The 25295-nt window shown below is 62.3% G+C and carries 24 protein-coding genes, 1 other RNA gene and 1 pseudogene; 22 read left to right on the top strand and 4 right to left on the bottom strand.

Annotation, left to right across the window (positions count from 1 at the left end; all coding sequences use genetic code 11):
* Positions 1 to 7 precede the first annotated feature (7 nt).
* The 6 genes from rpsI (at position 8) to ACZ889_RS27360 (ending at position 4428) form a co-directional block, all read left to right on the top strand.
* Positions 8 to 400 carry a 30S ribosomal protein S9 gene (gene rpsI, locus ACZ889_RS27385; RefSeq protein WP_003251821.1) on the top strand — a complete coding sequence of 131 codons (393 nt, stop codon included), beginning with the start codon at positions 8 to 10 and terminating at the stop codon, positions 398 to 400.
* Positions 401 to 662: 262 nt separating this feature from the next.
* A complete protein-coding gene (petA, locus tag ACZ889_RS27380) occupies positions 663 to 1256 on the top strand; it encodes a ubiquinol-cytochrome c reductase iron-sulfur subunit (protein WP_003251823.1) in 594 nt (197 codons plus the stop codon).
* Positions 1256 to 2467: a cytochrome b gene (locus tag ACZ889_RS27375; protein WP_003251825.1), complete on the top strand. Its 1212-nt coding sequence runs from the start codon at positions 1256 to 1258 to the stop codon at positions 2465 to 2467. Before petA ends, ACZ889_RS27375 begins: the two co-directional genes overlap by 1 nt.
* Positions 2467 to 3246: a cytochrome c1 gene (locus ACZ889_RS27370; RefSeq protein WP_176682603.1), complete on the top strand. Its 780-nt coding sequence runs from the start codon at positions 2467 to 2469 to the stop codon at positions 3244 to 3246. Before ACZ889_RS27375 ends, ACZ889_RS27370 begins: the two co-directional genes overlap by 1 nt.
* Before the next feature lie 116 nt (positions 3247 to 3362).
* A complete protein-coding gene (locus tag ACZ889_RS27365) occupies positions 3363 to 3986 on the top strand; it encodes a glutathione S-transferase N-terminal domain-containing protein (protein WP_003251828.1) in 624 nt (207 codons plus the stop codon).
* A 10-nt stretch (positions 3987 to 3996) separates the two neighbouring features.
* Positions 3997 to 4428, top strand: coding sequence for a ClpXP protease specificity-enhancing factor (locus ACZ889_RS27360; RefSeq protein ID WP_003251830.1), 432 nt, complete (start codon positions 3997 to 3999; stop codon positions 4426 to 4428).
* 60 nt (positions 4429 to 4488) lie between these two features.
* Here the strand turns inward: ACZ889_RS27360 and ACZ889_RS27355 are convergent, their stop codons facing one another.
* From ACZ889_RS27355 to ACZ889_RS27340, 4 genes are all read right to left on the bottom strand, one after another.
* Complete coding sequence (locus ACZ889_RS27355; protein WP_003251832.1) at positions 4489 to 5067, bottom strand: BON domain-containing protein; 579 nt, start codon at positions 5065 to 5067, stop codon at positions 4489 to 4491.
* Positions 5064 to 5657: a phosphoheptose isomerase gene (locus ACZ889_RS27350; protein WP_012053657.1), complete on the bottom strand. Its 594-nt coding sequence runs from the start codon at positions 5655 to 5657 to the stop codon at positions 5064 to 5066. Before ACZ889_RS27350 ends, ACZ889_RS27355 begins: the two co-directional genes overlap by 4 nt.
* 86 nt (positions 5658 to 5743) lie before the next feature.
* Positions 5744 to 6115 (bottom strand): YraN family protein, encoded by a 372-nt coding sequence (locus ACZ889_RS27345; protein WP_003251836.1) that lies wholly within the window; start codon positions 6113 to 6115, stop codon positions 5744 to 5746.
* Positions 6115 to 7932: a penicillin-binding protein activator gene (locus tag ACZ889_RS27340; RefSeq protein ID WP_070095543.1), complete on the bottom strand. Its 1818-nt coding sequence runs from the start codon at positions 7930 to 7932 to the stop codon at positions 6115 to 6117. The genes ACZ889_RS27345 and ACZ889_RS27340 overlap by 1 nt, the downstream gene beginning before the upstream one ends.
* 186 nt (positions 7933 to 8118) lie before the next feature.
* Here ACZ889_RS27340 and rsmI point away from each other — a divergent pair, with 186 nt between their 5' ends.
* The 16 genes and pseudogenes from rsmI (at position 8119) to ftsA (ending at position 25289) form a co-directional block, all read left to right on the top strand.
* Complete coding sequence (rsmI, locus tag ACZ889_RS27335) at positions 8119 to 8994, top strand: 16S rRNA (cytidine(1402)-2'-O)-methyltransferase (protein WP_003251840.1); 876 nt, start codon at positions 8119 to 8121, stop codon at positions 8992 to 8994.
* Positions 8995 to 9061: 67 nt separating this feature from the next.
* An RNA gene (gene rnpB / locus ACZ889_RS27330) (RNase P RNA component class A) lies at positions 9062 to 9437 on the top strand.
* A gap of 308 nt (positions 9438 to 9745) precedes the next feature.
* On the top strand, positions 9746 to 10201 hold the full coding sequence (mraZ, locus tag ACZ889_RS27325; RefSeq protein ID WP_004575120.1) for a division/cell wall cluster transcriptional repressor MraZ: 456 nt from the start codon (positions 9746 to 9748) through the stop codon (positions 10199 to 10201).
* Positions 10198 to 11145 carry a 16S rRNA (cytosine(1402)-N(4))-methyltransferase RsmH gene (gene rsmH, locus ACZ889_RS27320; RefSeq protein WP_003251843.1) on the top strand — a complete coding sequence of 316 codons (948 nt, stop codon included), beginning with the start codon at positions 10198 to 10200 and terminating at the stop codon, positions 11143 to 11145. Before mraZ ends, rsmH begins: the two co-directional genes overlap by 4 nt.
* Positions 11142 to 11435, top strand: coding sequence for a cell division protein FtsL (gene ftsL / locus ACZ889_RS27315; protein ID WP_180689292.1), 294 nt, complete (start codon positions 11142 to 11144; stop codon positions 11433 to 11435). Before rsmH ends, ftsL begins: the two co-directional genes overlap by 4 nt.
* Positions 11435 to 13180, top strand: coding sequence for a peptidoglycan D,D-transpeptidase FtsI family protein (locus tag ACZ889_RS27310; protein WP_180690091.1), 1746 nt, complete (start codon positions 11435 to 11437; stop codon positions 13178 to 13180). Before ftsL ends, ACZ889_RS27310 begins: the two co-directional genes overlap by 1 nt.
* Entirely contained in the window at positions 13177 to 14667 is a 1491-nt protein-coding gene (locus ACZ889_RS27305; protein ID WP_476257986.1) for a UDP-N-acetylmuramoyl-L-alanyl-D-glutamate--2,6-diaminopimelate ligase, read from the top strand. Before ACZ889_RS27310 ends, ACZ889_RS27305 begins: the two co-directional genes overlap by 4 nt.
* Positions 14660 to 16027 (top strand): UDP-N-acetylmuramoyl-tripeptide--D-alanyl-D-alanine ligase, encoded by a 1368-nt coding sequence (locus ACZ889_RS27300; RefSeq protein WP_476257985.1) that lies wholly within the window; start codon positions 14660 to 14662, stop codon positions 16025 to 16027. The genes ACZ889_RS27305 and ACZ889_RS27300 overlap by 8 nt, the downstream gene beginning before the upstream one ends.
* Positions 16027 to 17109, top strand: coding sequence for a phospho-N-acetylmuramoyl-pentapeptide-transferase (gene mraY / locus ACZ889_RS27295; RefSeq protein ID WP_003251852.1), 1083 nt, complete (start codon positions 16027 to 16029; stop codon positions 17107 to 17109). Before ACZ889_RS27300 ends, mraY begins: the two co-directional genes overlap by 1 nt.
* 6 nt (positions 17110 to 17115) lie before the next feature.
* On the top strand, positions 17116 to 18462 hold the full coding sequence (murD, locus tag ACZ889_RS27290) for a UDP-N-acetylmuramoyl-L-alanine--D-glutamate ligase (RefSeq protein ID WP_180689294.1): 1347 nt from the start codon (positions 17116 to 17118) through the stop codon (positions 18460 to 18462).
* Positions 18459 to 19673 (top strand): putative lipid II flippase FtsW, encoded by a 1215-nt coding sequence (ftsW, locus tag ACZ889_RS27285; RefSeq protein WP_003251856.1) that lies wholly within the window; start codon positions 18459 to 18461, stop codon positions 19671 to 19673. The genes murD and ftsW overlap by 4 nt, the downstream gene beginning before the upstream one ends.
* Positions 19663 to 20742, top strand: coding sequence for an undecaprenyldiphospho-muramoylpentapeptide beta-N-acetylglucosaminyltransferase (murG, locus tag ACZ889_RS27280; RefSeq protein WP_476257984.1), 1080 nt, complete (start codon positions 19663 to 19665; stop codon positions 20740 to 20742). The genes ftsW and murG overlap by 11 nt, the downstream gene beginning before the upstream one ends.
* A pseudogene (gene murC, locus ACZ889_RS27275) lies at positions 20735 to 22184 on the top strand (UDP-N-acetylmuramate--L-alanine ligase). Before murG ends, murC begins: the two are co-directional and overlap by 8 nt.
* Positions 22181 to 23137, top strand: coding sequence for a D-alanine--D-alanine ligase (locus ACZ889_RS27270; RefSeq protein WP_180689296.1), 957 nt, complete (start codon positions 22181 to 22183; stop codon positions 23135 to 23137). The pseudogene murC and the gene ACZ889_RS27270 overlap by 4 nt, the downstream one beginning before the upstream one ends.
* 5 nt (positions 23138 to 23142) lie before the next feature.
* A complete protein-coding gene (locus tag ACZ889_RS27265) occupies positions 23143 to 24012 on the top strand; it encodes a cell division protein FtsQ/DivIB (RefSeq protein WP_003251865.1) in 870 nt (289 codons plus the stop codon).
* 14 nt (positions 24013 to 24026) lie between these two features.
* Positions 24027 to 25289, top strand: a complete 1263-nt coding sequence (ftsA, locus tag ACZ889_RS27260; RefSeq protein WP_003251867.1) for a cell division protein FtsA — start codon at positions 24027 to 24029, stop codon at positions 25287 to 25289.
* The last annotated feature ends 6 nt before the right edge of the window (positions 25290 to 25295 follow it).

Here is a 25295-nt window from a genome sequence, read left to right as displayed (position 1 = left end):
GTTCATTATGTCGGCGACTCAAAATTACGGCACTGGCCGTCGCAAGACCGCAACCGCTCGCGTATTCCTGCGTCCGGGTACTGGTAACATTTCCATCAACAACCGTTCTCTGGACGTGTTCTTCGGTCGCGAAACCGCTCGCATGGTTGTTCGCCAGCCGCTCGAGCTGACTGAATCCGTTGAGAAATTCGACATCTACGTCACCGTTTCCGGTGGTGGTGTCAGCGGTCAGGCCGGTGCGATCCGTCACGGTATCACCCGCGCTCTGATGGAATACGACGAAACCCTGCGTGGCGCTCTGCGTCGTGCTGGCTACGTCACCCGCGACGCTCGTGAAGTTGAGCGTAAGAAAGTGGGTCTGCGTAAAGCGCGTAAGCGTCCTCAGTACTCCAAGCGTTAATACCGCTTCGGCAGTCGAAAAAAGCCCGGTTCCTTGGAACCGGGCTTTTTTTTTAGCCTTGAACTAACCTGTCAGCAGTCAGTGGCCGCTTGTCGCATAGACGTAGATCAAGCAAAGCGTGGGTTGTCGCCCTTGCCGGGGTAATCACCTTGTCAGTGTGTGGATTTGTTTCTTACCATGGCGGCCAATTTTTAGTGCCATTGACACAACCTAAGTACAGGCCAGGTCCAACTGGCCAAGCAAGCTGATGGGAGAGGACTGAATGAGCAATGACGGCGTCAACGCAGGCCGGCGCCGCTTCCTCGTAGCCGCGACATCCGTGGTCGGGGCGGCGGGGGCAGTGGGGGCTGCGGTACCGTTCGTGGGGTCATGGTTTCCCAGTGCCAAGGCGAAAGCCGCGGGTGCACCGGTGAAGGTCAACATCGCCAAGGTCGAGGCGGGGCAGCAGATGGTGGCCGAGTGGCGTGGCCAGCCCGTATTCATCGTGCGGCGAACGGAGGAAATCCTTGGCAATCTGAAAAAAATCACGGGTGACCTGTCCGACCCCGAGTCCAAGGCCTCGGTACAGCCAGCGTACGTCGACCCTGAGGTTCGCTCGATCAAGCCGGAAATTCTTATTCTCGTCGGCCTGTGCACGCACCTGGGCTGCTCGCCCACCTTCCGACCAGAGGTGGCGCCCGCCGACCTTGGGCCGAAGTGGGTAGGTGGTTACTTCTGCCCATGCCACGGCTCTCACTATGACCTGGCTGGCCGTGTCTACAAGTCCCAGCCAGCGCCTCTCAACCTGCCCGTGCCACCGCACTCTTATGAGTCGGACGAGATCATCGTCATTGGCGTCGACCAGGAGAACGCATGATGAGCAAGTTCATGGACTGGATTGATGCTCGCTTCCCCGCCACCAAGATGTGGGAAGACCACCTCAGCAAGTATTACGCACCCAAGAACTTCAACTTCCTGTACTTCTTCGGCTCCCTGGCATTGCTGGTGCTGGTCAACCAGATCGTGACCGGCGTGTGGCTGACCATGAGCTTCACGCCCTCGGCGGAAGAGGCGTTCGCCTCGGTCGAGTACATCATGCGCGACGTGGAATACGGCTGGATTCTGCGCTACCTGCACTCCACGGGGGCGTCAGCGTTCTTCATCGTGGTCTACCTGCACATGTTCCGCGGCCTGCTCTATGGCTCCTATCAGAAGCCACGCGAGCTGGTCTGGCTGTTCGGCATGCTGATCTATCTGGCGCTGATGGCTGAAGCGTTCATGGGCTACCTGCTGCCATGGGGGCAGATGTCGTACTGGGGCGCCCAGGTGATCATCTCGCTGTTCGGTGCCATCCCGGTGATCGGTGATGACCTTACCCAGTGGATCCGTGGTGACTACCTGATCTCGGGCATCACCCTGAACCGCTTCTTCGCCCTGCATGTGGTTGCCCTGCCAATCGTGATTCTTGGCCTGGTGGTACTGCACATCCTCGCCTTGCACGAAGTGGGTTCGAACAACCCTGATGGCGTCGACATCAAGAAGAAAAAGGACGAAAACGGTATTCCGCTGGATGGTATTCCGTTCCACCCGTACTACACCGTCAAAGACATTGTCGGCGTGGTGGTGTTCCTGTTCGTGTTCTGCGCTGTGGTGTTCTTCTTCCCTGAAATGGGCGGTTACTTCCTCGAGAAACCTAACTTCGAGCAGGCCAACGCCTTCAAGACCCCAGAGCACATCGCGCCGGTGTGGTACTTCACACCGTTCTACGCAATCCTGCGTGCGGTGCCTGACAAGCTGATGGGCGTCATTGCCATGGGGGCGGCCATCGCCGTGCTGTTCGTACTGCCCTGGCTCGACCGCAGCCCAGTGCGTTCCATGCGTTACAAGGGCTGGATCAGCAAGGTCTTCCTGCTGGTGTTCTGCGTGGCCTTCGTCATCCTCGGCGTGCTGGGCGTACTGGCACCGACACCTGGGCGTACCTTGTTGTCGCAGGTATGCACGGTGCTGTACTTCGCCTACTTCCTGCTGATGCCGTTCTACACAAGGCTTGAGAAGACCAAACCGGTTCCGGAAAGGGTGACTGGCTGATGAAAAAGTTGATTGCAGTATTTTTGCTGGCAGTGATGCCTGCCTTTTCCTTCGCTGCCGAAACTGGCCTGGAGCTGGACAAGGTCGATATCGACCTGACTGACAAGGCCGCCATGCAGGACGGTGCGCGTACTTTCGCCAACTATTGCATGGGGTGTCACAGTGCCAAGTTCCAGCGTTACGAGCGGGTGGCTGATGACCTGGGTATCCCGCATGAATTGATGCTCGAGAAGCTGGTGTTCACGGGCGCCAAGATTGGTGACCACATGCAGATCGGCATGAAGCCCAGCGACGCCAAGACCTGGTTTGGTGCCGCGCCGCCCGACCTGACCTTGGTCGCCCGCGTGCGCGGTACCGATTGGCTTTACACCTACCTGCGCAGCTTCTATGAGGACCCATCGCGCCCATACGGGGTGAACAACAAGGTGTTCCCGAACGTCGGCATGCCTAACGTGCTGGTGGGTCTGCAAGGTAACCAGGTGGTGGGTTGCAAGCAGGTGCAGACGGTGGTCGATGGCAAGAAGCAATTCGACCCGTTGACCGGCAGCCCGTTGACCCATGAAGCTTGCGATCAGCTGACCATTACGCCGAATTCCGGTACCCTGACGACCGAGCAGTTCGACGAGAAGGTCAAGAACCTTGTGACCTTCCTGGCCTATTCGGCCAACCCAGTCAAACTGGAAAGCCAGCGCATCGGCACCTATGTGTTGCTGTACCTGGCTTTCTTCTTCGTATTCGCCTACTTGCTCAAGCGTGAATACTGGAAGGACGTGCACTGATCACGCAGTAGTTTCTGGTTGTTGAACGCGCCCGGGGTGGCCTAGCAGTATTGCCAGGCCACCCCGGGCGCGTTTTCATTTAAAGTTGCACAAGCATCCGTGCGAGGAGCCGCTACATGGGCGCAACCAACAGGTTAGCCTGCTATTCCGATCCCGCTGATCACTATTCTCATCGGGTGCGCCTGGTTCTGGCCGAGAAGGGCGTCAGCGTGCAGTTGATCGATGTCGATCCCGCCCGCCTGCCGCCGAAGCTGGCCGAGGTCAACCCTTATGGCAGCGTGCCGACCTTGGTCGACCGTGACCTGGCGTTGTATGAATCGACCGTGGTGATGGAATACCTCGAGGAGCGTTACCCGCACCCGCCGCTGATGCCGGTATACCCGGTTGCGCGTGGCAACAGCCGTCTGCTGATGCACCGCATCCAGCGCGACTGGTGTGCCTTGGCCGATACCGTGCTTGACCCGCGTAGCAGTGAAGCTGCCCGAACCGAAGCGCGCAAGGCCTTGCGCGAAAGCCTGACCGGGGTCTCGCCGTTGTTTGGCGAGTTCGCCTGCTTCATGAGTGATGAGCAAAGCCTGGTCGATTGCTGTCTATTGCCCATACTCTGGCGTTTGCCGGTGTTGGGTATCGAATTGCCGCGGCAAGCCAAGCCGCTGCTGGATTACATGGAGCGCCAGTTCGCCCGCGAGCCTTTTCAGGCGAGCCTGTCCTCCGTAGAACGTGAAATGCGCAAGCTTTAAGGAGCCGTTGATGAACTCCAGTCGCCCCTATCTGGTTCGAGCACTGTACGAGTGGATCGTCGACAACGATTGCACGCCCCATATGCTGGTCAATGCCGAATTCCCGAAAGTTCAGGTGCCGGATGGTTTCGCCAGTGATGGCCAGATCGTCTTGAATATCTCGCCAAGTGCCGTGCGTAGCCTGCACATGGACAATGACGCAGTCAGCTTCGAGGGCCGCTTCAGTGGTGTGGCTCACTCGCTGTTCGTGCCGGTTGGTGCAATCCTGGGTATCTACGCCCGCGAAAATGGCCAGGGTATGGTCTTCGAGCTGGAGCCGTCTTCGATGGATGGCGACGAGCTCGAAGACGATGATGTGCAGCCGGATGACGATGGCCCGCCAGACGATGGAGGGCAGCCGCCGCGTCCGACTGGCCGGCCAAGCCTGAAAGTGGTCAAGTAACAAAAAAGGCGATCCAGATGGATCGCCTTTTTTGTTTGGCCTGTCCAGGCAATCACTGAGTCAATCGATGTACTCGAACAGCTTGACGATCTTCTGCACGCCCGACACGCCCTGCACCACGGCAGTGGCCGAGTTGGCTTCTTGGCGGGTGACCAGACCCAGCAGATAGACGATGCCGTTTTCGGTAATCACCTTGATGCGCGAGCTGGGCACGGCGTTGTCGGTCAGCATCTGGGTCTTGATCTTGGTGGTCAGCCAGGCGTCGTTGTTGCGCGCCAGAATGGAGGAGGGCTGCATCACTTGCAGCTCATTGTGTACTTTCTTGACCCGTTGGACCTGGCTGGCCGTTTGCTCCGCGAGGCTCTTGAGGTCGGCGCGTGGGGTCTGCCCGGCCAGCAGGACGATGCCGTTGTAGCTGCTGACAACGATGTGCGAGCCCTTGTCCAGGTCTGGGTTGGCTTTGGAAATGTTCACGGCAGCCTTGGTCTCGATCAGCGAGTCGTCGATCTTGCTACCGATGGTGCGCGTGCCGCGATCGTCCTCGATCGGCGAATTGCGGGTAGAGGTGAGTACCGAGCTGCAACCAGTGACGCTCAGGCACAGGGTCAGGGCCATCAGGCCGAGGCGCATAGGGGTCATTCTTCACTCCCGAACAGTTGGCTGTCGATCAGATCGCACAGGCAGTGGATCGCCAGCAGGTGGACTTCCTGGATACGCGCGGTAACTGTCGAAGGCACGCGGATTTCCACGTCCTCGGGCAGCAGCAGCGAAGCCATGCCGCCGCCGTCGCGACCCGTCAATGCTACGACAATCATTTCACGGTCATGTGCGGCCTGGATTGCCTGGATCACGTTGGCCGAATTGCCGCTGGTGGAGATCGCCAGCAGAACGTCACCGGGCTGGCCCAGGGCGCGGATCTGCTTGGAAAAGACTTCGTTGTAGCTGTAGTCGTTGGCGATCGAGGTCAGGGTCGAGCTGTCGGTGGTCAGCGCGATAGCTGGCAGGCTGGGGCGCTCGCGCTCGAAGCGGTTGAGCAGCTCCGATGAAAAGTGCTGGGCATCACCGGCCGAGCCGCCGTTGCCGCAGGCGAGCATCTTGCCCTCGTTGAGCAACGCATTGACCATGACCAGGCTGGCCTGCTCGATGTGCGGTGCCAGGATGTCCATTGCCTGTTGCTTGGTTTCGATGCTGGCCTCGAACAGCCGGCGAATTCGGGATTGCATGTCCATCTGGTGACCTTAAATGGGGCGGTGGCCTTTGCTACGCGCAACAACGACCAGCCCGCGATACATAGAGCAAAAAAAACGAAGTGGGTTCAGCATTCGAAGGCGTTTTTCAGCCATTGAAGCGGTCTGCCTGCATGGTGGCTACCCTGCAGGGCGACTACGTCGAAGCGGCAGGGGTAGTTGCCCCAGTGGGCCTCCTTCTGCAGGAACAGGCTGGCGGCAAGCACCAACCGTTTCTGCTTGCGCCCGTCGATGCTGTCGAGGGCGCCTCCGAAGCCCGCGTGCAACCGGTAGCGGACTTCGACGAATACTACTGTATCGGCGTCGAGCATGACCAGATCAAGCTCGCCGCCTTTGCATCGCCAGTTGCGCGCCAGCAACTGCAGCCCTTGCCCCTGAAGGTACTCAAGGGCTTGGGTTTCTGCCGCTTGCCCGGCACGGGTAGGCGATGCTGCGGCCATCAGCGCGCGGTATCAGGCAGGCGCTTGACCTGGCCGCCGCTAAACTCGGCCCAAGGCAGCTGGCGTTCGACGCGCTGGTTGGCATTGATGCTCAGGCTGCCCGAAAGGCCAAGGACGCGGTTGTCCGGTAGCGCTTTCAGTTGGCCCAGGCGCGGCGCCAGGCTGTAGGCGTCAACGCCCATGGCATACAGGCGGCCGAGGCTGCCAGCGGCTTGCGGCCACTGCTGCACAACCTGTTGACGCAGGCTGTTGCTGGTGTCGAGCAGCCACGGTGTTTCGCAGAAGCGGATGCCGTTCATGTCATTGTACTGGTTGATGTCACCGCTGGCGCTGTACAGGTTCGAGGTGGCATAGACCGGCACATCACCGGCGTACTGGAAGTTCAGGGTCGGCTTGATCTGTTGCGCCTGTTGTGGGGTCGAGGCGAGGAAGATGAAGTCGATGTCCTGGCGGCGCGACGGTTGTGCAGCGATGCTGCCGCCCACCGTGCTTTGCAGGCTCTTGGCGCGGCCTTCGCTCTGGCGCAGCTGGAACAGGTCGGCAATCTGCTGGGCCAGGGCGACCGGCTGGGCGATGCGCTGGGCGGCGAGCAGGGTTCCGCCATTGCCTTCCCAGTCCTGGCGGAAGGCGGCCAGGACACGGTCACCCCATTCGCCGCTCGGCACCAGGGCTACGGCGCGGACCATGCCATCGGCGCGGGCGCGGCGGGCCACTTCACGGGCTTCGTCTTCGGCCGCCAGACCGAACTGGAACAGTTGTGGCGGCGCCTTCTGGCCAGCGTCGGCGTAGTTCAGGGCCAGCGTGGTGATCGGCAGCTGTGGTTTGGCGGCCAGTTGTTTGACCAATGGTTTTTCAAGCGGGCCGATGACCAGTTGCACGCCGGCGGCTTGCGCCTGGCGATAGAAGTCGTCCAGCGAGCCGATACGCGAGCTGTCGAACACCTGCACCGCAGGCGCTGGCTGGCCGCTTTGCTGGGCCTGGAAGTGGGCGGCCATGAAGCCATCGCGCAGGGCGCGGGCTACGCCGGCCAGCGGGCCTTCCTGAGGCAGCAGCAGGGCGATCTTGGTCAGCGGCTGGCTGGCCAGCTCCTTGAGCTTGGTCAGGGCCAGCGGCAGTTGCTGGGCGGCAGGGTGGTCCGGGTGCTGTTTGACCCAGGCTTCGATGGCCGCTTGCTGCTGCTCCAGGGTGCCAGCGCTTTTCACGGCGAAGGCCAGGCTGGTCCAGCCAGCCAGGGTCTGATCGTTGGTTGGCTGCTGCAGTTGCTCTGCAGGCAGCGAGGCGACCAAGGCCCAGATGGCGTCATTGTTGGTGCTGGCGGCCTGGCCGCCAAGCAGCGGGGCCAGCAGAATGCGCTGCTGTGCGGCAGCCAGGGCCTGGCCATCGGCTTCGAGCGCGGCGGCGTGCACACTGTAGGTGCGCGCTTGCAGTTCTGCCGGCAGTTCTGCGAGGCGCTGCAGGCTGGGGTGGGCCAGGGCGGTCAGCGCTGCTTTGGGCTGGTTGCGGCTCATGGCCAGTTCCGCCGCGAGGGTGCTGGCGAACACTTGCTGGGCCGGCTTGAGCGTGTCCAGCGGGACCTGCTCGAGAATGCGTGCGGCGCGTGGGAAGTCCTTCTGCTTGTAGGCCAGGTCGGCCGCGCTAAGGCGCAGCAGGGCGGCGTCTTCCGCAGACTTGCTGGAAGCGGCCTTTTCGAGCAGTTGCTCGATGCTGGCATCCGGGGTGCGTGGCAGTTCGCCCAGGCTGGATGAGGGCGAGCTGGCGCAGGCTGCCAGCAGGGCGGCGAGGCAGAGGGCTGTGAGCAGCCGCAGGCAAGCGATCATGTAAAGGTCCTGTTACTCGATCAAGTTGGCCGGCAATTGTACCCAAGCACTGGCCGGGGCGCGATGTTGCTGTGTCGATCCTTCACTATAGGCGGCGTGTTCCTGATCGCCGGCGAGTTTCTTTGCGCCCTGTTGCAGGCGCTCGGGCTACAATGGCGCCTTTGATCCGAATGACAGGTGTGCGCAGTGACTGATGTGGCAGGGGCTTCGAAATCCGCGGTGGGGACGCTGTATGTGGTGGCAACCCCCATCGGCAACCTCGACGACATGAGCGCCCGGGCGCTGAAGGTGCTGGCGGACGTGGCGCTGATCGCCGCCGAAGACACCCGTCATTCGATCCGTCTGCTGCAACACTTTGGCATTGATACGCCGTTGGCCGCTTGTCATGAGCACAACGAGCGTGACGAGGGCGGGCGTTTTCTCTCCAAGCTGCTGGCGGGTGAAAATGTGGCGCTGGTCTCTGATGCCGGCACGCCCCTGATTTCCGACCCGGGCTACCACTTGGTGCGTCAGGCGCGGGCCGCGGGGGTGAGCGTGGTGCCGGTGCCGGGCGCCTGTGCCTTGATCGCCGCGCTATCGGCGGCAGGCCTGCCATCGGACCGCTTCATCTTCGAAGGCTTCCTGCCGGCCAAGCAGGCAGGGCGCCGGGCGCGCCTGGAGCAGGTGAGGGAAGAGCCGCGCACGTTGATCTTCTATGAAGCCCCGCATCGCATCCTGGAGTGTCTTGAAGACATGGAGGCGGTATTTGGTGGTGATCGTCCGGCGTTGCTGGCGCGCGAACTGACCAAGACCTTCGAGACCCTAAAGGGCTTGCCGCTGGCTGAGTTGCGCGCCTTCGTAGCCGGCGACAGCAATCAGCAGCGCGGTGAATGCGTGGTGCTGGTCGGCGGCTGGAGTGCGCCGGAGGGCGAGCAGGCCATCAGTGCAGAAGCACAGCGCGTGCTCGACCTGCTATTGGCTGAGTTGCCACTGAAGCGGGCGGCGGCGCTTGCAGCGGAAATTACCGGGGTGCGCAAGAACCTGTTGTATCAACTGGCCCTTGAAAAGCAGAAAGCCGAATAGTGGCAGTTTGATATAAATGGCGTTAGCGCTTGTTCTTGCGCCCGCGTGTCGGTAACCTTGGCGGCGGAGAGTCGATCGGACAGTCGCTGCCTGTTTTTGTTCCGCAACTTTTTGTTGTGTGAGCAGCAGGGGGAGGAAAGTCCGGGCTCCATAGGGCGGAGTGCCAGGTAACGCCTGGGAGGCGTGAGCCTACGGAAAGTGCCACAGAAAATAACCGCCTAAGCACTTCGGTGCCGGTAAGGGTGAAAAGGTGCGGTAAGAGCGCACCGCACGGCTGGCAACAGTTCGTGGCTAGGTAAACCCCACTCGGAGCAAGACCAAATAGGGTTCCATCAGGCGTGGCCCGCGTCGGAACCGGGTAGGTTGCTAGAGGCGTCCAGTGATGGCCGTCGTAGAGGAATGACTGTCCTCGACAAAACCCGGCTTACAGATCGACTCTCCACCTTTCTTTCCCTGCTTGAATCGATAGCAGATCCTCTCTGGTAATACCGAAAAAATCTTACTCTTAATAAATTACTTTAACTTCGAACTCCATTCGTTTGCGTGGGTTTGATTTTTCTCGTGTTTTTCTCTCTCTGGCAGTCCTTCCACATTCCGTTGTTGCGCTAAATCTCGGTCCTGTAAGGCTTTTCCTTATGAACGTGCCTTGACGGTGCTGCGGGCGGATTCCTATAGTGTGCGCAAGTGGCAGAAAGTGGGATGAAGTGGGTTTTCTGACACAAAAAAGCTAACATTGTGGGGAATCACAGCCGTGTTCCGCGGAGCCAACGCCGTCAGCCTCGATGCAAAGGGCCGTCTCGCCATGCCGAGCCGGTACCGTGACGAGCTCGACTCACGTTGCAATGGCCAACTGATCGTGACCATTGACGCCGTAGACCCCTGCTTGTGTGTTTATCCCCTCGATGAGTGGGAACAGATAGAAGCCAAGTTGCGTGCCTTGCCATCGTTGCGTGAGGAAAACCGCCGCCTGCAGCGTTTGCTGATCGGTAATGCGGTTGACCTGGAGCTCGATGGCAGTGGGCGTTTCCTGGTGCCGCCCCGCCTGCGTGAGTACGCCAAGCTCGACAAGAAGGCGATGCTGGTGGGGCAACTGAACAAATTCCAGCTGTGGGATGAAGATGCCTGGAACGCGGTTTCGGCAGCTGACCTTGCAGCTATTCAACAACCGGGCGCCATGCCCGACGAATTGCGTGACCTGATCCTGTGACCATAGATAGCGGCTTCAACCACATTACCGTCCTGCTCGACGAAGCTGTCGAGGCATTGGCCCTGCGCGCCGACGGTTGCTATCTGGACGGCACTTTCGGCCGTGGCGGACACAGCCGTCTGATTCTCAGCAAGCTTGGGCCGCAAGGGCGGCTTTTGGGCTTCGACAAAGATCCACAGGCGATTGCCACGGGGCAAGCGCTGGCGGCCGAAGACGGCCGCTTTGTCATTGTGCAGCGCAGTTTTGCCGAGCTGGGTGCAGAAGTGGCAGCGCGCGGCCTGCACGGCAAGGTCAGTGGTGTGTTGCTGGACCTGGGCGTGTCCTCGCCGCAACTGGATGACCCAGAGCGTGGCTTCAGCTTCCTCAATGATGGCCCGTTGGACATGCGCATGAACCCGGATCAGGGCATCAGTGCCGCCGAGTTCATCGCCACTGCGCCCGTGGAAGAAATCGCCCGCGTCTTCAAGGAGTACGGCGAAGAACGCTTTGCCGGGCGCATGGCGCGTGCAGTGGTCGAGCGCCGTGAAAAACAGCCCTTCACCCGTACCGCCGACCTGGCGGAGGTGCTCAAAGTGGCTAACCCGGCATGGGAAAAGGGCAAGAACCCGGCTACCCGTGCCTTCCAGGGCCTTCGCATTCACGTCAACAACGAGCTGGGCGACCTGGAGGCTGGCCTTGAGGCTGCGCTCGATGCGCTCGAAGTCGGTGGTCGCCTGGCGGTCATCAGTTTCCACTCGCTGGAAGACCGTATCGTCAAACTGTTCATGCGCAAGCTGGTGAAGGGTGAGGCCGACAACCTGCCGCGCAACCTGCCGGTTCAGCACAAGGTCTTCGAGCCGAAAATCAAGCTCATCGGCAAGGCTCAGTTCGCCTCCGAGGCCGAGCTCAAGGCCAACCCGCGGTCGCGTAGCGCCGTGATGCGCGTGGCGGAGAAGCTGCGGTGAGCAGGCTACTTGCCAAGCCCTTGCCAAGCGGAAGCTTCCTGATGCTTTTGCTGTTCGTCGGCGTGCTGGTTTCGGCCGTTGCCGTGTCCTACAGTGCGCACTGGAACCGTCAACTGCTCAACACCCTGTACGGTGAATTGAACGAGCGCGACAAGGCTCAGGCCGAATGGGGCCGGCTGATTCTTGAGCAGAGTACCTGGACTGCTGCCAGCCGCATCGAGAGCCTGGCCTCCGAGCAGTTGAAGATGCGCGTGCCATCAGCTGACGAAGTCCGGATGGTGGCGCCATGATGAAGCTCGAAGGCGCACTCTACCCGTGGCGCTTCCGCGTAGTGATCGGCTTGCTGGCGATCATGGTCGGCGCCATTTGCTGGCGCATCATCGACCTTCAGGTGGTTGACCGTGACTTCCTCAAGGGCCAGGGCGATGCACGCAGCCTGCGTCACATCCCCATCCCGGCGCACCGCGGCTTGATTACCGACCGCAACGGTGAGCCGTTGGCCGTGAGTACCCCGGTCACCACCTTGTGGGCCAACCCCAAAGAGATGCAGGCCTCCAAGGAGCGCTGGCCGCAATTGGCCGCTGCGCTGGGGCAAAACCCGCAGCAGTTGATCGAGCGCCTGACCCAGCAGGCCAACAAAGAGTTCATCTACCTGGTCCGGGGGCTGACCCCCGAGCAGGGCCAGCACGTGCTCGACCTCAAAGTGCCTGGTGTGTACGGCCTGGAAGAATTCCGCCGCTTCTATCCGGCCGGTGATGTGACTGCACACATGGTCGGCTTTACCGACCTCGACGACCACGGTCGTGAAGGGGTGGAGCTGGCCTATGACGAGTGGCTGGCCGGTGTGCCCGGCAAGCGCCAGGTGATCAAGGACCGGCGCGGCCGGCTGATCAAGGACATTCAGGTAACCAAGAACGCCAAGGCCGGGAAGACCTTGGCGTTGTCGATAGACCTGCGCCTGCAGTACCTGGCTACCCGCGAGCTGCGCAATGCCATTGCCGAACAGGACGCCAAGGCCGGCAGCCTGGTGATCATGGACGTCAAGACCGGTGAGGTCCTGGCCATGGTCAACCAGCCGACCTACAACCCCAACAACCGCCGTAGCATGTTCCCGGCGGCCATGCGTAACCGGGCGATCATCGACGTGTTCGAGCCGGGCTCCACGGTCAAGCCGATCTCCATGAGTGCGGCGCTGCAGAGCGGCCGCTGGAAGCCTACCGACAAGGTCGAGGTGTACCCTGGCAGCCTGCAGATCGGCCGCTACACCATCAAGGACGTGTCGCGCAGCGAGGGCCCGATTCTTGATTTGACCGGCATCCTGATCAACTCCAGTAACGTTGGCATGAGCAAGATCGCCTTCGACATCGGCGGCGAGGCCATCTACCGGGTCATGTCCCAGGTCGGCCTGGGCCAGTACACCGGCCTTGGTTTCCCGGGCGAACGTGTCGGCAACCTGCCCAACCACCGTGAGTGGCGCAAGGCCGAGACCGCCACCCTGTCCTATGGCTACGGCGTATCGGTGACTGCCCTGCAGTTGGTGCATGCCTACGCGGCGCTGGCCAACGACGGCAAGATGGTGCCGCTGTCGATCATCAAGGTCGACAAGACGCCGGAAGCCGTGCAGGCCATTCCGAAGGATGTCGCCGAAACCGTTCAAGGCATGCTGCAGCAGGTGATCGAAGCGCCGCGCGGCGTCTTCCGTGCCCAGGTGCCGTTCTATCACGTGGCCGGCAAGTCCGGCACCGCGCGTAAGGCCACCGTGGGTGCCAAGGGGTACACCGAAAACGCCTACCGCTCGCTGTTCGCCGGCTTCGGGCCAATGAGCGACCCGCGCTACGCCATCGTTGTGGTCATCGACGAGCCGGGCAAGGGCGGCTACTTCGGTGGTCTGGTATCGGCGCCTGTATTCAGCAAGGTCATGTCCGGCACCCTGCGCCTGATGAACGTGCCGCCAGACAACCTGCCGCCACCTGCACCTGCACCCGCCGTGCCATCACAAGTCAATGCAGCAGCCGCCAAGGGAGGGCGTGGATGATGACAATGCCATTAAGCAAACTTTTCGCCCACGCCAGCCGTGATCCATTGATTCGTGAGCTGACCCTGGACAGCCGTAATGTGCGCCCGGGTGACTTGTTCCTGGCGGTGCCGGGTGCCAAGGTCGATGGCCGCGAGCATATCGCCGATGCCCTGGCCCGTGGCGCTGCCGCCGTGGCCTACGAAGAGCAGGGTGCCAACGTGCTGCCGCTGACCGATGCGCCGCTGATTCCGGTCAAAGGCCTGATCGCTCAGCTGTCAGACATCGCCGGGCGCTTCTACGGTGAACCGAGCCGCCAGTTGAATCTGGTCGGCGTGACCGGCACCAACGGCAAGACAAGCGTTACCCAACTGGTAGCCCAGGCGCTCGACCTGCTTGGCCAGCGCTGCGGTCTGATTGGCACCCTGGGGACCGGTTTCTACGGCGAGTTGCAGAGCGGCCGTCTGACCACGCCCGACCCGATTGCCGTGCAATCGACCCTCAACGACCTCAAGAAAGGCGGCGCCAAGGCCGTGGCCATGGAAGTGTCTTCCCATGCCCTGGAGCAAGGCCGGGTTGCCGCACTGGAATTCGACATCGCGGTGATGACCAACCTGTCCCGCGACCACCTCGACTATCACGGCAGCATGGAAGCCTATGAGGCCGCCAAGGCCAAGCTGTTCGCCTGGCCGAGCCTGCGTTGCCAGGTGGTCAACCTGGATGACGACTTTGGTCGTCGTCTGGCGGCCGACTTTGCGCGTCGCCCGAGTGTCGACCATATCGAAACCCGGCTGCTGAGCTACAGCCTGGAAAACCCTGAAGCCTCGCTGTTCTGCCGCGAAGCCGTATTCAGTGACGATGGCGTGCGCGCCACCCTCGTCACCGCCCAAGGTGAGCGTATCTTGCGCAGCCAACTGCTGGGTCGCTTCAACCTGAGCAACATGCTGGCCGCTGTCGCGACCCTGCTGGCGCTGGACTATGCGCTGGACGAGATCCTCAAGGTCACGCCGCACCTGCAGGGGCCGGTAGGCCGCATGCAGCGCCTGGGTGGCGGCGACAAGCCGCTGGTGGTGGTCGACTATGCGCACACGCCGGATGCACTTGAAAAAGTACTCGAGGCCCTGCGCCCGCACGCTCATGGCAAACTGTTGTGCCTGTTCGGCTGCGGCGGTGACCGTGATCGCGGCAAGCGCCCGCTGATGGCCGAAGTGGCCGAGCGCCTGGCCGACCGCGTACTGGTCACCGACGACAACCCGCGCACTGAAGATCCGTCGCGCATCTTCGATGACATTCGCCCCGGTTTCACCAGGCCTGACGACGTCGAGTTCGTCGCCGGGCGTGGCGAAGCCATTGCGCACCTGATTGCCACCGCCGCTGCCAACGATGTGATCGTGCTGGCCGGCAAGGGGCACGAGGATTACCAGGAGATCAATGGCGAGCGCCATGATTTCTCCGATTTGACCGAAGCCGAAAAGGCACTTGCAGCCTGGGAGGCTCCACATGCTTAAGCCGTTGTCACTCAGCCAGCTGACCACAGCACTGAAGGGTCAACACATCGGTGGCGACGCCACGTTCACCGGCGTCAGCATCGATAGCCGCAGTGTCAGCGCCGGGCAACTGTTCGTCGCCCTGGCCGGCCCGCGTTTCGATGGTCATGACTACCTGGCGGATGTGAAAGCCAAAGGCGCAGTGGCTGCCCTGGTCGAGCGTGAAGTGGCCGGTGTCGACCTGCCGCAGTTGCTGGTCAAGGATTGCCGGGTAGCACTGGGTCAGCTCGGCGCCCTGAACCGCGCGGCTTTCGACAAGCCTGTAGTGGCCATTACCGGTTCCAGCGGCAAGACCACGGTCAAGGAAATGCTCGCCAGCATCCTGCGTACCCGTGGCCTGGTGCACGCTACCCGCGGCAACTTGAACAATGACCTCGGTGCACCGCTGACACTGCTGGAGATCGCACCGGAGCACAGCGCAGCAGTGATCGAGCTGGGTGCCTCGCGCATTGGCGAAATCCGCTACACCGTGGGCCTGACACAACCGCAGGTGGTCATTATCAACAATGCCGGTACTGCCCACGTTGGCGAATTCGGCGGCCCGGACAAGATCGTCGAAGCCAAGGGCGAGATTCTCGAAGGCCTGGGCGAAGGCGGTATTGCCATTCTCAACCTGGACGACAAAGCCTTTGATATCTGGAAGGCGCGTGCCGGTGCGCACAAGGTTGTCAGTTTCGCACGCAGCAACCCGAAGGCCGATTTCCACGCGTCAGACATTGGTCGCGATGCCCGTGGCTGCCCGTCCTTCACCCTGCATGGCGCCGGTGAAACGGTAGCGGTGCAACTCAATGTGCTGGGTGAACACAACGTCAGCAATGCCTTGGCCGCCGCCGCCGCTGCACATGCCGTTGGTCTGACCCTGAGCGGCATCGCCGCCGGCCTGGCTGCGGTGCAACCGGTCAAGGGGCGTACCGTGGCGCAGATCGCGCCGAACGGGGTACGGGTAATCGACGACAGTTACAACGCAAATCCCACCTCTATGTGCGCAGCCATTGATATACTCGCCGGCTTTTCCGGACGCACCGTTCTGGTGCTTGGGGATATCGGCGAATTGGGGCAATGGGCGGAAGAAGGCCACCGTCAGGTGGGTGACTACGCGCGTGGCAAGGTCGACGCCCTGTACGCAGTGGGTTCCAACATGACACATGCGGTCAAGGCGTTCGGCGCCAATGGCCGCCATTTCGCTACTCAAGCTGAGCTGATCGATGCGGTTAGCGCCGAGAATGCCAGTGACACCACTATCTTGATCAAGGGCTCGCGCAGCGCTGCGATGGAAAACGTCGTAGCGGCATTGTGCGGTGCCAGCGGGGAGAAACATTAATGCTGCTGCTGTTGGCCGAGTATCTGCAACAGTTCCACAAAGGCTTTGCGGTCTTTCAGTACCTGTCCCTGCGCGGGATTCTTGGCGTACTGACCGCATTGTCCCTGGCGCTGTGGCTGGGCCCCTGGATGATCCGTACCCTGCAAATTCGCCAGATCGGCCAGGCCGTGCGTAACGACGGCCCGCAATCGCACCTGTCCAAGTCCGGCACCCCGACCATGGGTGGTGCGCTGATCCTGTCGGCCATCGCCGTCAGCACCTTGCTGTGGGCCGACCTGAGCAACCGCTATGTATGGGTTGTGCTGATCGTCACCCTGGCGTTCGGTGCCATTGGCTGGGTCGATGACTACCGCAAGGTGATCGAAAAGAACTCCCGTGGCCTTCCAAGCCGCTGGAAGTACTTCTGGCAGTCGGTGTTCGGCCTGGCGGCGGCAGTGTTCCTGTACAAGACGGCGCCAACCAGCGTCGAGACCACGCTGATCCTGCCGTTCATCAAGGATGTCACCATTCCACTGGGCGTCGGCTTCGTCGTACTGACCTACTTCGTCATTGTCGGCTCGAGCAACGCGGTCAACCTCACCGATGGCCTTGACGGCCTGGCAATCATGCCGACGGTGATGGTCGGCGGCGCGCTGGGCATCTTCTGCTACCTGTCGGGTAACGTGAAGTTTGCCGAGTACCTGTTGATCCCCTACGTGCCGGGCTCGGGCGAGCTGATCGTGTTCTGCGGCGCGCTGATCGGTGCCGGCCTGGGCTTCCTGTGGTTCAACACATACCCGGCGCAAGTGTTCATGGGTGACGTCGGCGCGCTGGCGCTGGGCGCCGCGCTGGGCACCATCGCCGTCATCGTGCGCCAGGAAATCGTGCTGTTCATCATGGGCGGCATCTTCGTGGTGGAAACCCTGTCGGTGGTCATCCAGGTCGCTTCCTTCAAGCTGACCGGCAAGCGCGTGTTCCGCATGGCGCCGATCCACCACCACTTTGAACTCAAGGGCTGGCCAGAGCCCCGGGTGATCGTCCGATTCTGGATCATCACCGTGATCCTGGTACTGATTGGCCTTGCAACCCTGAAACTGAGGTAGATGAGCGTGTCTTTGATCGCTTCCGACCAATTCCGCATCGTTGTCGGCCTCGGCAAGAGCGGCATGTCCCTGGTTCGCTTCCTGGCGAGCCGGGGCATTGCCTTTGCGGTCGCCGATACCCGCGAGCAACCGCCGGAACTGGAAACCCTGCGCCGTGATTACCCGCAGGTGGAAGTGCGCTGTGGTGAACTGGACGTGGACTTCCTGTGCCGCGCCAACGAGTTGTACGTGAGCCCCGGTCTGGCCTTGGCCACGCCGGCCTTGCAGCAGGCGGCCGCGCGTGGCGTGAAGCTGTCTGGCGACATAGAGCTGTTTGCTCGCCATGCCAAGGCGCCGATCATTGCCATCAGCGGTTCCAACGCCAAGAGCACCGTCACGACGCTGGTCGGTGAAATGGCCGCCAAGGCCGGCAAACGCGTGGCCGTGGGCGGTAACCTCGGTACCCCGGCGCTCGACCTGCTGGCCGATGACATCGAGCTGTACGTGCTGGAGCTTTCCAGCTTCCAGCTGGAAACCACTGACCAGCTCAACGCCGAAGTGGCGACTGTTCTGAACATCAGCGAAGACCACATGGACCGCTATAGCGGCCTTCCGGCCTACCACCTGGCCAAGCACCGGATTTTCCGCGGTGCCCGCCAGGTTGTGGTCAACCGCCAGGACGCCCTGAGCCGGCCGCTGCCGGTGGAAGGCCGACCATGCTGGACCTTCGGCCTCAACTCGCCCGACTTCAAAGCGTTTGGCCTGCGTGAAGTGGACGGTGAAAAATACCTGGCGTTCGAGTTCCAGACGCTGATGCCGGCGCGTGAACTGAAGGTTCGCGGTGCTCACAACCAGAGCAACGCCCTGGCGGCGCTGGCCCTGGGGCATGCTGCCGGCCTGCCGTTCGAGCCCATGCTCGAGGCCCTGCGCGAATTCGGTGGCCTGGCCCACCGGTGCCAGTGGGTACGCGAGCGTAATGGCGTGAACTGGTACGACGATTCCAAGGCCACCAACGTCGGTGCAGCCCTGGCCGCCATCGAAGGCCTGGGCGCCGATATCGAAGGCAAGTTGGTGCTGATCGCCGGTGGTGATGGCAAAGGTGCTGAATTCACCGCGCTGCGCGAGCCGGTCAAGCGTTTCTGCCGCGCCGTGGTATTGCTCGGCCGTGATGCCGAGCGCCTGGCCGAGGCCTTGGGCGATGCCGTGCCACTGGTTCGGGTCAAGACGCTTGACGATGCTGTACAGCAGTGTGCCGAACTGGCCCAGGCCGGCGATGCCGTGCTGCTGTCGCCAGCATGCGCCAGCCTCGACATGTTCAAGAACTTCGAGGAACGGGGGCGTCTGTTCGCCCAGGCAGCGGGAGGTCTCGCATGATCTTCGGCATCTTCAAACCCTACCCGTCGCCGCTGATCAGCGGCCGTGGCGTCGACCTGGACTTCCCGATGCTCGCCGGTTGCCTGGCCTTGCTGGGCCTGGGCTTGGTGATGATCACTTCGGCCTCCTCGGAAGTGGCTGCTGTACAGTCCGGCAACCCGCTGTATCACATGTTCCGCCATCTGGTGTACGTGTTCCTTGGCCTGGTGGCCTGTGGTGCAACCATGCTGGTGCCAATCGCCACTTGGCAGCGCATGGGCTTCATGATGCTGCTTGGCGCCTTCGGCCTGCTGGTACTGGTCCTGGTGCCGGGTATCGGCCGTGAGGTTAACGGCTCCATGCGCTGGATCGGTTTCAGCTTCTTCAACGTGCAGCCTTCGGAAATCGCCAAGGTGTTCGTGGTTATCTACCTGGCCGGCTACCTGGTACGCCGACAGACCGAGGTACGCGAAACCTGGATGGGCTTCTTCAAGCCGTTCATCGTACTGCTGCCCATGGCCGCCTTGCTGCTGATGGAACCGGACTTCGGCGCCACGGTGGTGATGATGGGCGCGGCGGCGGCCATGTTGTTTTTGGGAGGGGTGGGGCTGTTCCGCTTCAGCCTGATGGTGGTGCTGGCGGTGCTGGCGGTATTTGTTCTGGTTCAGGCGCAGCCCTACCGGATGGCGCGCCTTATTACGTTCACTGACCCCTGGGCCGATCAGTTCGGCTCCGGCTACCAGCTGACCCAGGCACTGATCGCCTTCGGCCGTGGCGAGTGGCTGGGCGTTGGCCTGGGCAACAGCGTGCAGAAGCAGTTCTACCTGCCTGAAGCGCACACCGACTTCGTGTTCTCGGTCCTGGCGGAAGAACTGGGCGTGGTCGGCTCGCTGCTGACCGTCGCGCTGTTCGTGTTCGTCACCGTGCGCGCCCTGTACATCGGCCTGTGGGCCGAAAAAGCCAAACAGTTCTTTGCCGCCTACATGGCGTTCGGCCTGGCTTTCCTGTGGATTGGCCAGTTCCTGATCAACATCGGTGTGAACGTCGGCCTGCTGCCGACCAAGGGCCTGACCCTGCCGTTTCTCAGTTACGGGGGGAGCTCGCTGGTGATTTGCTGCGCCTGCGTAGGCCTTTTGCTGCGCATCGAGTGGGAGAGCCGCACGCATCTGGGCAGTGAGGAGCACGAATTCAGCGAAAGCGATTTTGCCGAGGAGACCAGTCATGGCCGCTGAAGGCAAAAATGTATTGATCATGGCCGGCGGCACCGGGGGGCACGTATTCCCGGCGCTGGCCTGCGCCCGTGAGTTCCAGAAGCGCGGTTACAGCGTGCACTGGTTGGGCACCCCGCGTGGCATCGAGAACGAGTTGGTGCCACAGGCGGGTTTGCCATTGCATCTGATTCAGGTCAGCGGCTTGCGCGGCAAGGGCAAGCTGTCGTTGCTCAAGGCGCCTTTCACGTTGGTCAAGGCCGTACTGCAGGCACGGCGCATCATTCGCCAGCTCAAGCCCGTATGTGTCCTGGGCTTTGGCGGCTATGTGACCGGCCCCGGCGGCGTGGCCGCGCGGCTGTGCGGCGTGCCACTGGTGATCCATGAGCAGAACGCCAGGGCCGGTACCGCCAATCGGTTGTTGGTGCCACTCTCGGCGCGGGTCTGCGAAGCTTTCCCGAACACCTTCGAGGCCAGCGACAAACGTCGCACCACCGGCAACCCGGTGCGTCCGGAGCTCTTCATGGACGCGCAACGCACGCCCTTGGGCGAGCGCCGCGCACGCCTGTTGGTGCTGGGTGGCAGCCTGGGTGCGGAACCATTGAACAAATTGTTGCCTAAGGCCCTGTCTGAAGTGCCCGCGGCGCTGCGGCCAGAGGTGTTCCACCAGGCCGGCAAGCAGCACGCACCGATCACCGCCGAGCGTTATCACGAGGTGGGCGTCGAGGCTCAGGTAGAGCCTTTCATCAAAGACATGGCCCAAGCTTATGGCTGGGCCGACCTGGTGGTGTGCCGGGCCGGTGCCCTGACTGTCAGCGAACTGGCGGCAGCAGGCCTGCCTTCGATGCTGGTGCCTTTGCCCCACGCGATCGACGATCACCAGACCCACAACGCCCAATATCTGGCCCGCGAAGGCGCTGCCTTCCTGATGCCACAAGCGACAACTGGCGCAGCGCAACTCGCTGAACGCCTGAACGAGGTGCTGATGCAACCCGAGAAACTCAACGTCATGGCCGGCACCGCACGGCGCCTGGCCAAACCTGCTGCAACCAGCGCCGTGGTCGATATCTGCCTGGAGGTGGCCCATGGTTGAGAGCCAGAAAGCCATGCCCCAGCCGAAGATGGGCCGTATTCGCCGCATTCACTTCGTCGGCATCGGCGGCGTGGGCATGTGCGGTATTGCCGAAGTGTTGCTGAACCTGGGCTATGAAGTGTCCGGTTCGGACCTTAAAGCCTCGCCGGTGACCGAGCGCCTGGAGTCCTTTGGCGCTGAGATCTTCGTCGGCCACCGCGCCGAGAACGCTGCCACCGCCGATGTGTTGGTGGTGTCCAGCGCCATCAACCCGGCCAACCCGGAAGTTGCCACCGCCCTGGAGCGGCGCATTCCGGTAGTGCCGCGTGCCGAGATGCTCGCCGAGCTGATGCGTTACCGCCATGGCGTGGCCGTTGCCGGCACTCACGGAAAGACCACCACGACCAGCCTGCTGGCTTCAGTGTTCGCCGCCGGTGGCCTGGACCCAACCTTCGTTATCGGCGGCCGCCTTACCGCTGCCGGTACCAATGCGCAGCTGGGCACCAGCCGCTACCTGATCGCTGAAGCAGACGAAAGCGATGCCAGCTTCCTGCACCTGCAGCCGATGGTCGCGGTTGTCACCAACATCGACGCCGACCACATGGCGACCTACGAAGGTGACTTCAACAAGCTGAAGAAAACCTTCGTCGAGTTCCTGCACAACCTGCCGTTCTATGGGCTGGCGGTGATGTGCCTGGACGACCCGGTGGTTCGCGAGATCCTGCCGCAGGTGAAGCGCCCGACCGTGACCTACGGCTTCAGCGAAGAGGCCGACATCCGCGCCATCAATGTGCGTCAGCAGGGCATGCAGACCCACTTCACCGTGCTGCGCCGTGATCGCGAGCCGTTGGAGGTTTCGGTGAACATGCCCGGCAACCACAACGTGCTCAACGCCCTGGCGACCATCGCCATCGCCACTGACGAAGGCATTACTGACGAGGCCATCGTCCAGGGCCTGTCCGGCTTCCAGGGTGTCGGTCGTCGCTTCCAGGTATACGGCGAGCTGCCGGTCGAAGGCGGCAGTGTGATGCTGGTCGACGACTACGGTCATCACCCCACCGAAGTGGCGGCGGTGATCAAGGCTGTGCGCGGTGGCTGGCCAAGCCGCCGCCTGGTGATCGTCTACCAGCCGCACCGCTACAGCCGCACCCGCGACCTGTACGACGATTTCGTCCAGGTGCTGGGCGATGCCAACGTGCTGCTGCTGATGGAAGTCTACCCGGCCGGCGAAGAGCCGATCCCCGGTGCCGACAGCCGTCAGCTGTGCCACAGCATCCGCCAGCGCGGCAAGCTGGACCCGATCTACATCGAGCGCGGCGCCGAAACTGGCACCGCTGGTCAAGCCACTGCTGCGCGCTGGCGACATCCTGCTCTGCCAGGGTGCCGGTGATGTCGGCGGCCTGGCCCCCCAGTTGATGAAAAGCCCGCTGTTCGCAGGCGCCAAGCAGGAGAAGTCGAAATGACCAGCGCCTACGACAAGCTGCACTCGACCCTGGACGTCAAGGCGTTCGGTCGCGTCGCCGTGCTGTACGGTGGCAAGAGCGCCGAGCGTGAAGTGTCGCTGAAATCCGGCGCCGCAGTGATCGATGCGCTGAGCACTGCCGGCGTCGACGTGGTTGCCATCGACGTCGGTGACGACCTGCTCGCACGCCTGCAGAGCGAGAAGATTGACCGCGCCTTCATCATCCTCCACGGCCGTGGCGGTGAAGACGGGAGTATGCAAGGTTTGCTGGAGTGCCTGGGCATCCCCTACACCGGCAGCGGCATCCTGGCTTCGGCGCTGGCGATGGACAAGCTGCGCACCAAGCAGGTGTGGCAGAGCCTGGGCATTCCCACGCCACGCCACGCGGTGCTGGCGAGCGAAAGCGATTGTTTGCAGGCCAGTACGGAACTGGGCTTCCCGCTTATCGTCAAACCCGCCCATGAAGGCTCTAGCATCGGCATGGCCAAGGTGAACAGCGCCCAGGAACTGGTCGCCGCCTGGCAGGACGCCGCCAAATACGATTCCCAGGTACTGGTGGAGCAGTGGATCCACGGTCCGGAGTTCACCATCGCGGTACTGCGCGGCCAGGTGCTGCCGCCGATCGCCCTGGGTACGCCGCACGTGTTCTACGACTACGACGCCAAGTACATCGCCAACGATACCCAGTACCGCATCCCGTGCGGGCTGGATAGCGTCAAGGAACAGGAACTGATCGACCTGACCGCGCGCGCCTGCGATGCCATTGGCATCGAAGGCTGGGGGCGGCTGGACGTGATGCAGGACGAGCAGGGCCAGTTCTGGCTGCTCGAAGTCAACACTGCACCAGGCATGACAGATCATAGCCTAGTGCCCATGGCGGCCCGCGCGGCTGGCCTGGACTTCCAGCAACTGGTGCTGGCAATCCTGGCCGAAAGCGTGGCGACGCGAGGTTAATAACCATGCAAGGCGCGATGATACGTCAGCAGCAACCCGTTACCGGCCGTAGCAAGCCGGTGCCGCGTGGTGCCAGCCGGCTGGTGGCCGACGAGCCCGTATCGGCGCGCCTGCCCCGGCCAAGCCTGGGCGGCCTCAAGCGCTTGCTGTGGCCGGTGTTGCTGGTGGCGGCCGGCTTTGGTGCCTACGAGGGCGCCATTCGCCTGATGCCGTACGCCGACCGCCCGATCACCAAGATCGATGTGCAGGGCGACCTCAGCTACATCAGCCAGCAGTCGGTGCAGCAGCGTATCGCGCCCTACGTGGCGGCGAGCTTCTTCAGCGTCGACCTGCCGGCGATGCGGGCCGAGCTCGAGCAGATGCCGTGGATCGCCCACGCCGAAGTGCGCCGGGTGTGGCCCGACGAGGTGGTGATCCGCCTTGAAGAGCAGCTGCCGGTGGCACGCTGGGGGGACGCAGCCCTGCTCAACAACCAGGGTCAGGCTTTCACCCCGCGCGAGCTGGCCAACTATGAGCACCTGCCGCAGCTGGCCGGGCCGCAGCGTGCTCAGCAACAAGTCATGCAGCAGTATCAGGTATTGAGCCAGATGCTGCGCCCCTTGGGCTTTTCCATCGCTCGCCTGGAGCTGCGCGAGCGAGGCAGCTGGTTCCTGACCACCGGTGCGAGCAGTGCCGGGCCAGGCATCGAGTTGCTGCTGGGGCGCGATCATCTGGTGGAGAAGATGCGCCGTTTCATTGCCATTTACGACAAGACACTCAAAGACCAGATCACCACTATCGCCCGCATTGATCTGCGTTATTCCAACGGACTTGCCGTTGGTTGGCGGGAACCGATTGCACCGACGACGGCCCAACCCGCCGTTGCGAAGAATTAGAGAGAGGCAGGACCATGGCAAACGCGCATAGCGGCAAAATGATCGTCGGGCTGGACATTGGCACCTCCAAGGTGGTGGCGCTGGTGGGCGAAGTGGGCGAAGACGGCACCCTGGAAATCGTCGGGATCGGCACCCATCCGTCCCGTGGCCTGAAAAAAGGCGTGGTGGTGAACATCGAGTCCACCGTGCAGTCGATCCAGCGCGCCGTGGAAGAGGCGCAGCTGATGGCCGGCTGCCGTATCCACTCGGCGTTCGTCGGTGTGGCCGGTAATCACATCCGTAGCCTGAACTCCCACGGCATCGTTGCCATCCGTGACCGCGAGGTCAGCCTGGCCGACCTGGAGCGCGTACTCGACGCCGCCCAGGCCGTGGCGATTCCGGCCGACCAGCGCGTGCTGCACACCTTGCCGCAGGACTATGTGATCGACAACCAGGAAGGCGTGCGCGAGCCGCTGGGCATGTCTGGCGTGCGTCTGGAAGCCAAGGTTCACGTGGTCACTTGCGCCGTCAACGCCGCCCAGAACATCGAGAAGTGTGTGCGCCGCTGCGGCCTGGAAATCGACGACATCATCCTCGAACAGCTGGCTTCGGCCTACTCGGTACTGACCGATGATGAAAAAGAGCTGGGCGTGTGCCTGGTGGACATCGGTGGCGGCACCACCGACATCGCCATCTTCACCGAGGGCGCCATTCGCCACACGGCGGTCATCCCGATTGCTGGCGACCAAGTGACCAACGACATCGCCATGGCCCTGCGGACCCCGACCCAGTACGCCGAAGAAATCAAGATCCGCTACGCCTGTGCCTTGGCCAAACTGGCTGGCGCTGGCGAGACCATCAAGGTGCCAAGCGTGGGCGATCGCCCACCGCGCGAGCTGTCGCGCCAGGCCCTGGCCGAGGTGGTGGAGCCACGTTACGACGAGCTCTTCACCCTGATCCAGGCCGAACTGCGCCGCAGCGGCTACGAAGACCTGGTGCCCGCCGGCATCGTCCTCACTGGCGGCACCGCGAAGATGGAAGGCGCCGTCGAACTGGCCGAGGAAATCTTCCACATGCCGGTACGCCTGGGCGTGCCGCACAGCGTTCGGGGGCTGAGCGACGTGGTGCGCAACCCGATCTATTCCACTGGTGTGGGCTTGCTCACCTACGGCCTGCTGAAGCAGTCCGAGGACTTGGCCCTGACCGGTAACAGCAACAGCAGCAGCAACAGCTATGGCGATGAACCGAAGGCCCCAGTGCTTGAACGCTTCAAGAAGTGGGTCCAGGGCAACTTCTAAGTTTCA

It is taken from the genome of Pseudomonas sp. TE3895 (genome assembly GCF_056278855.1).
This window is presented reverse-complemented; position numbering and strand designations above follow the sequence as displayed.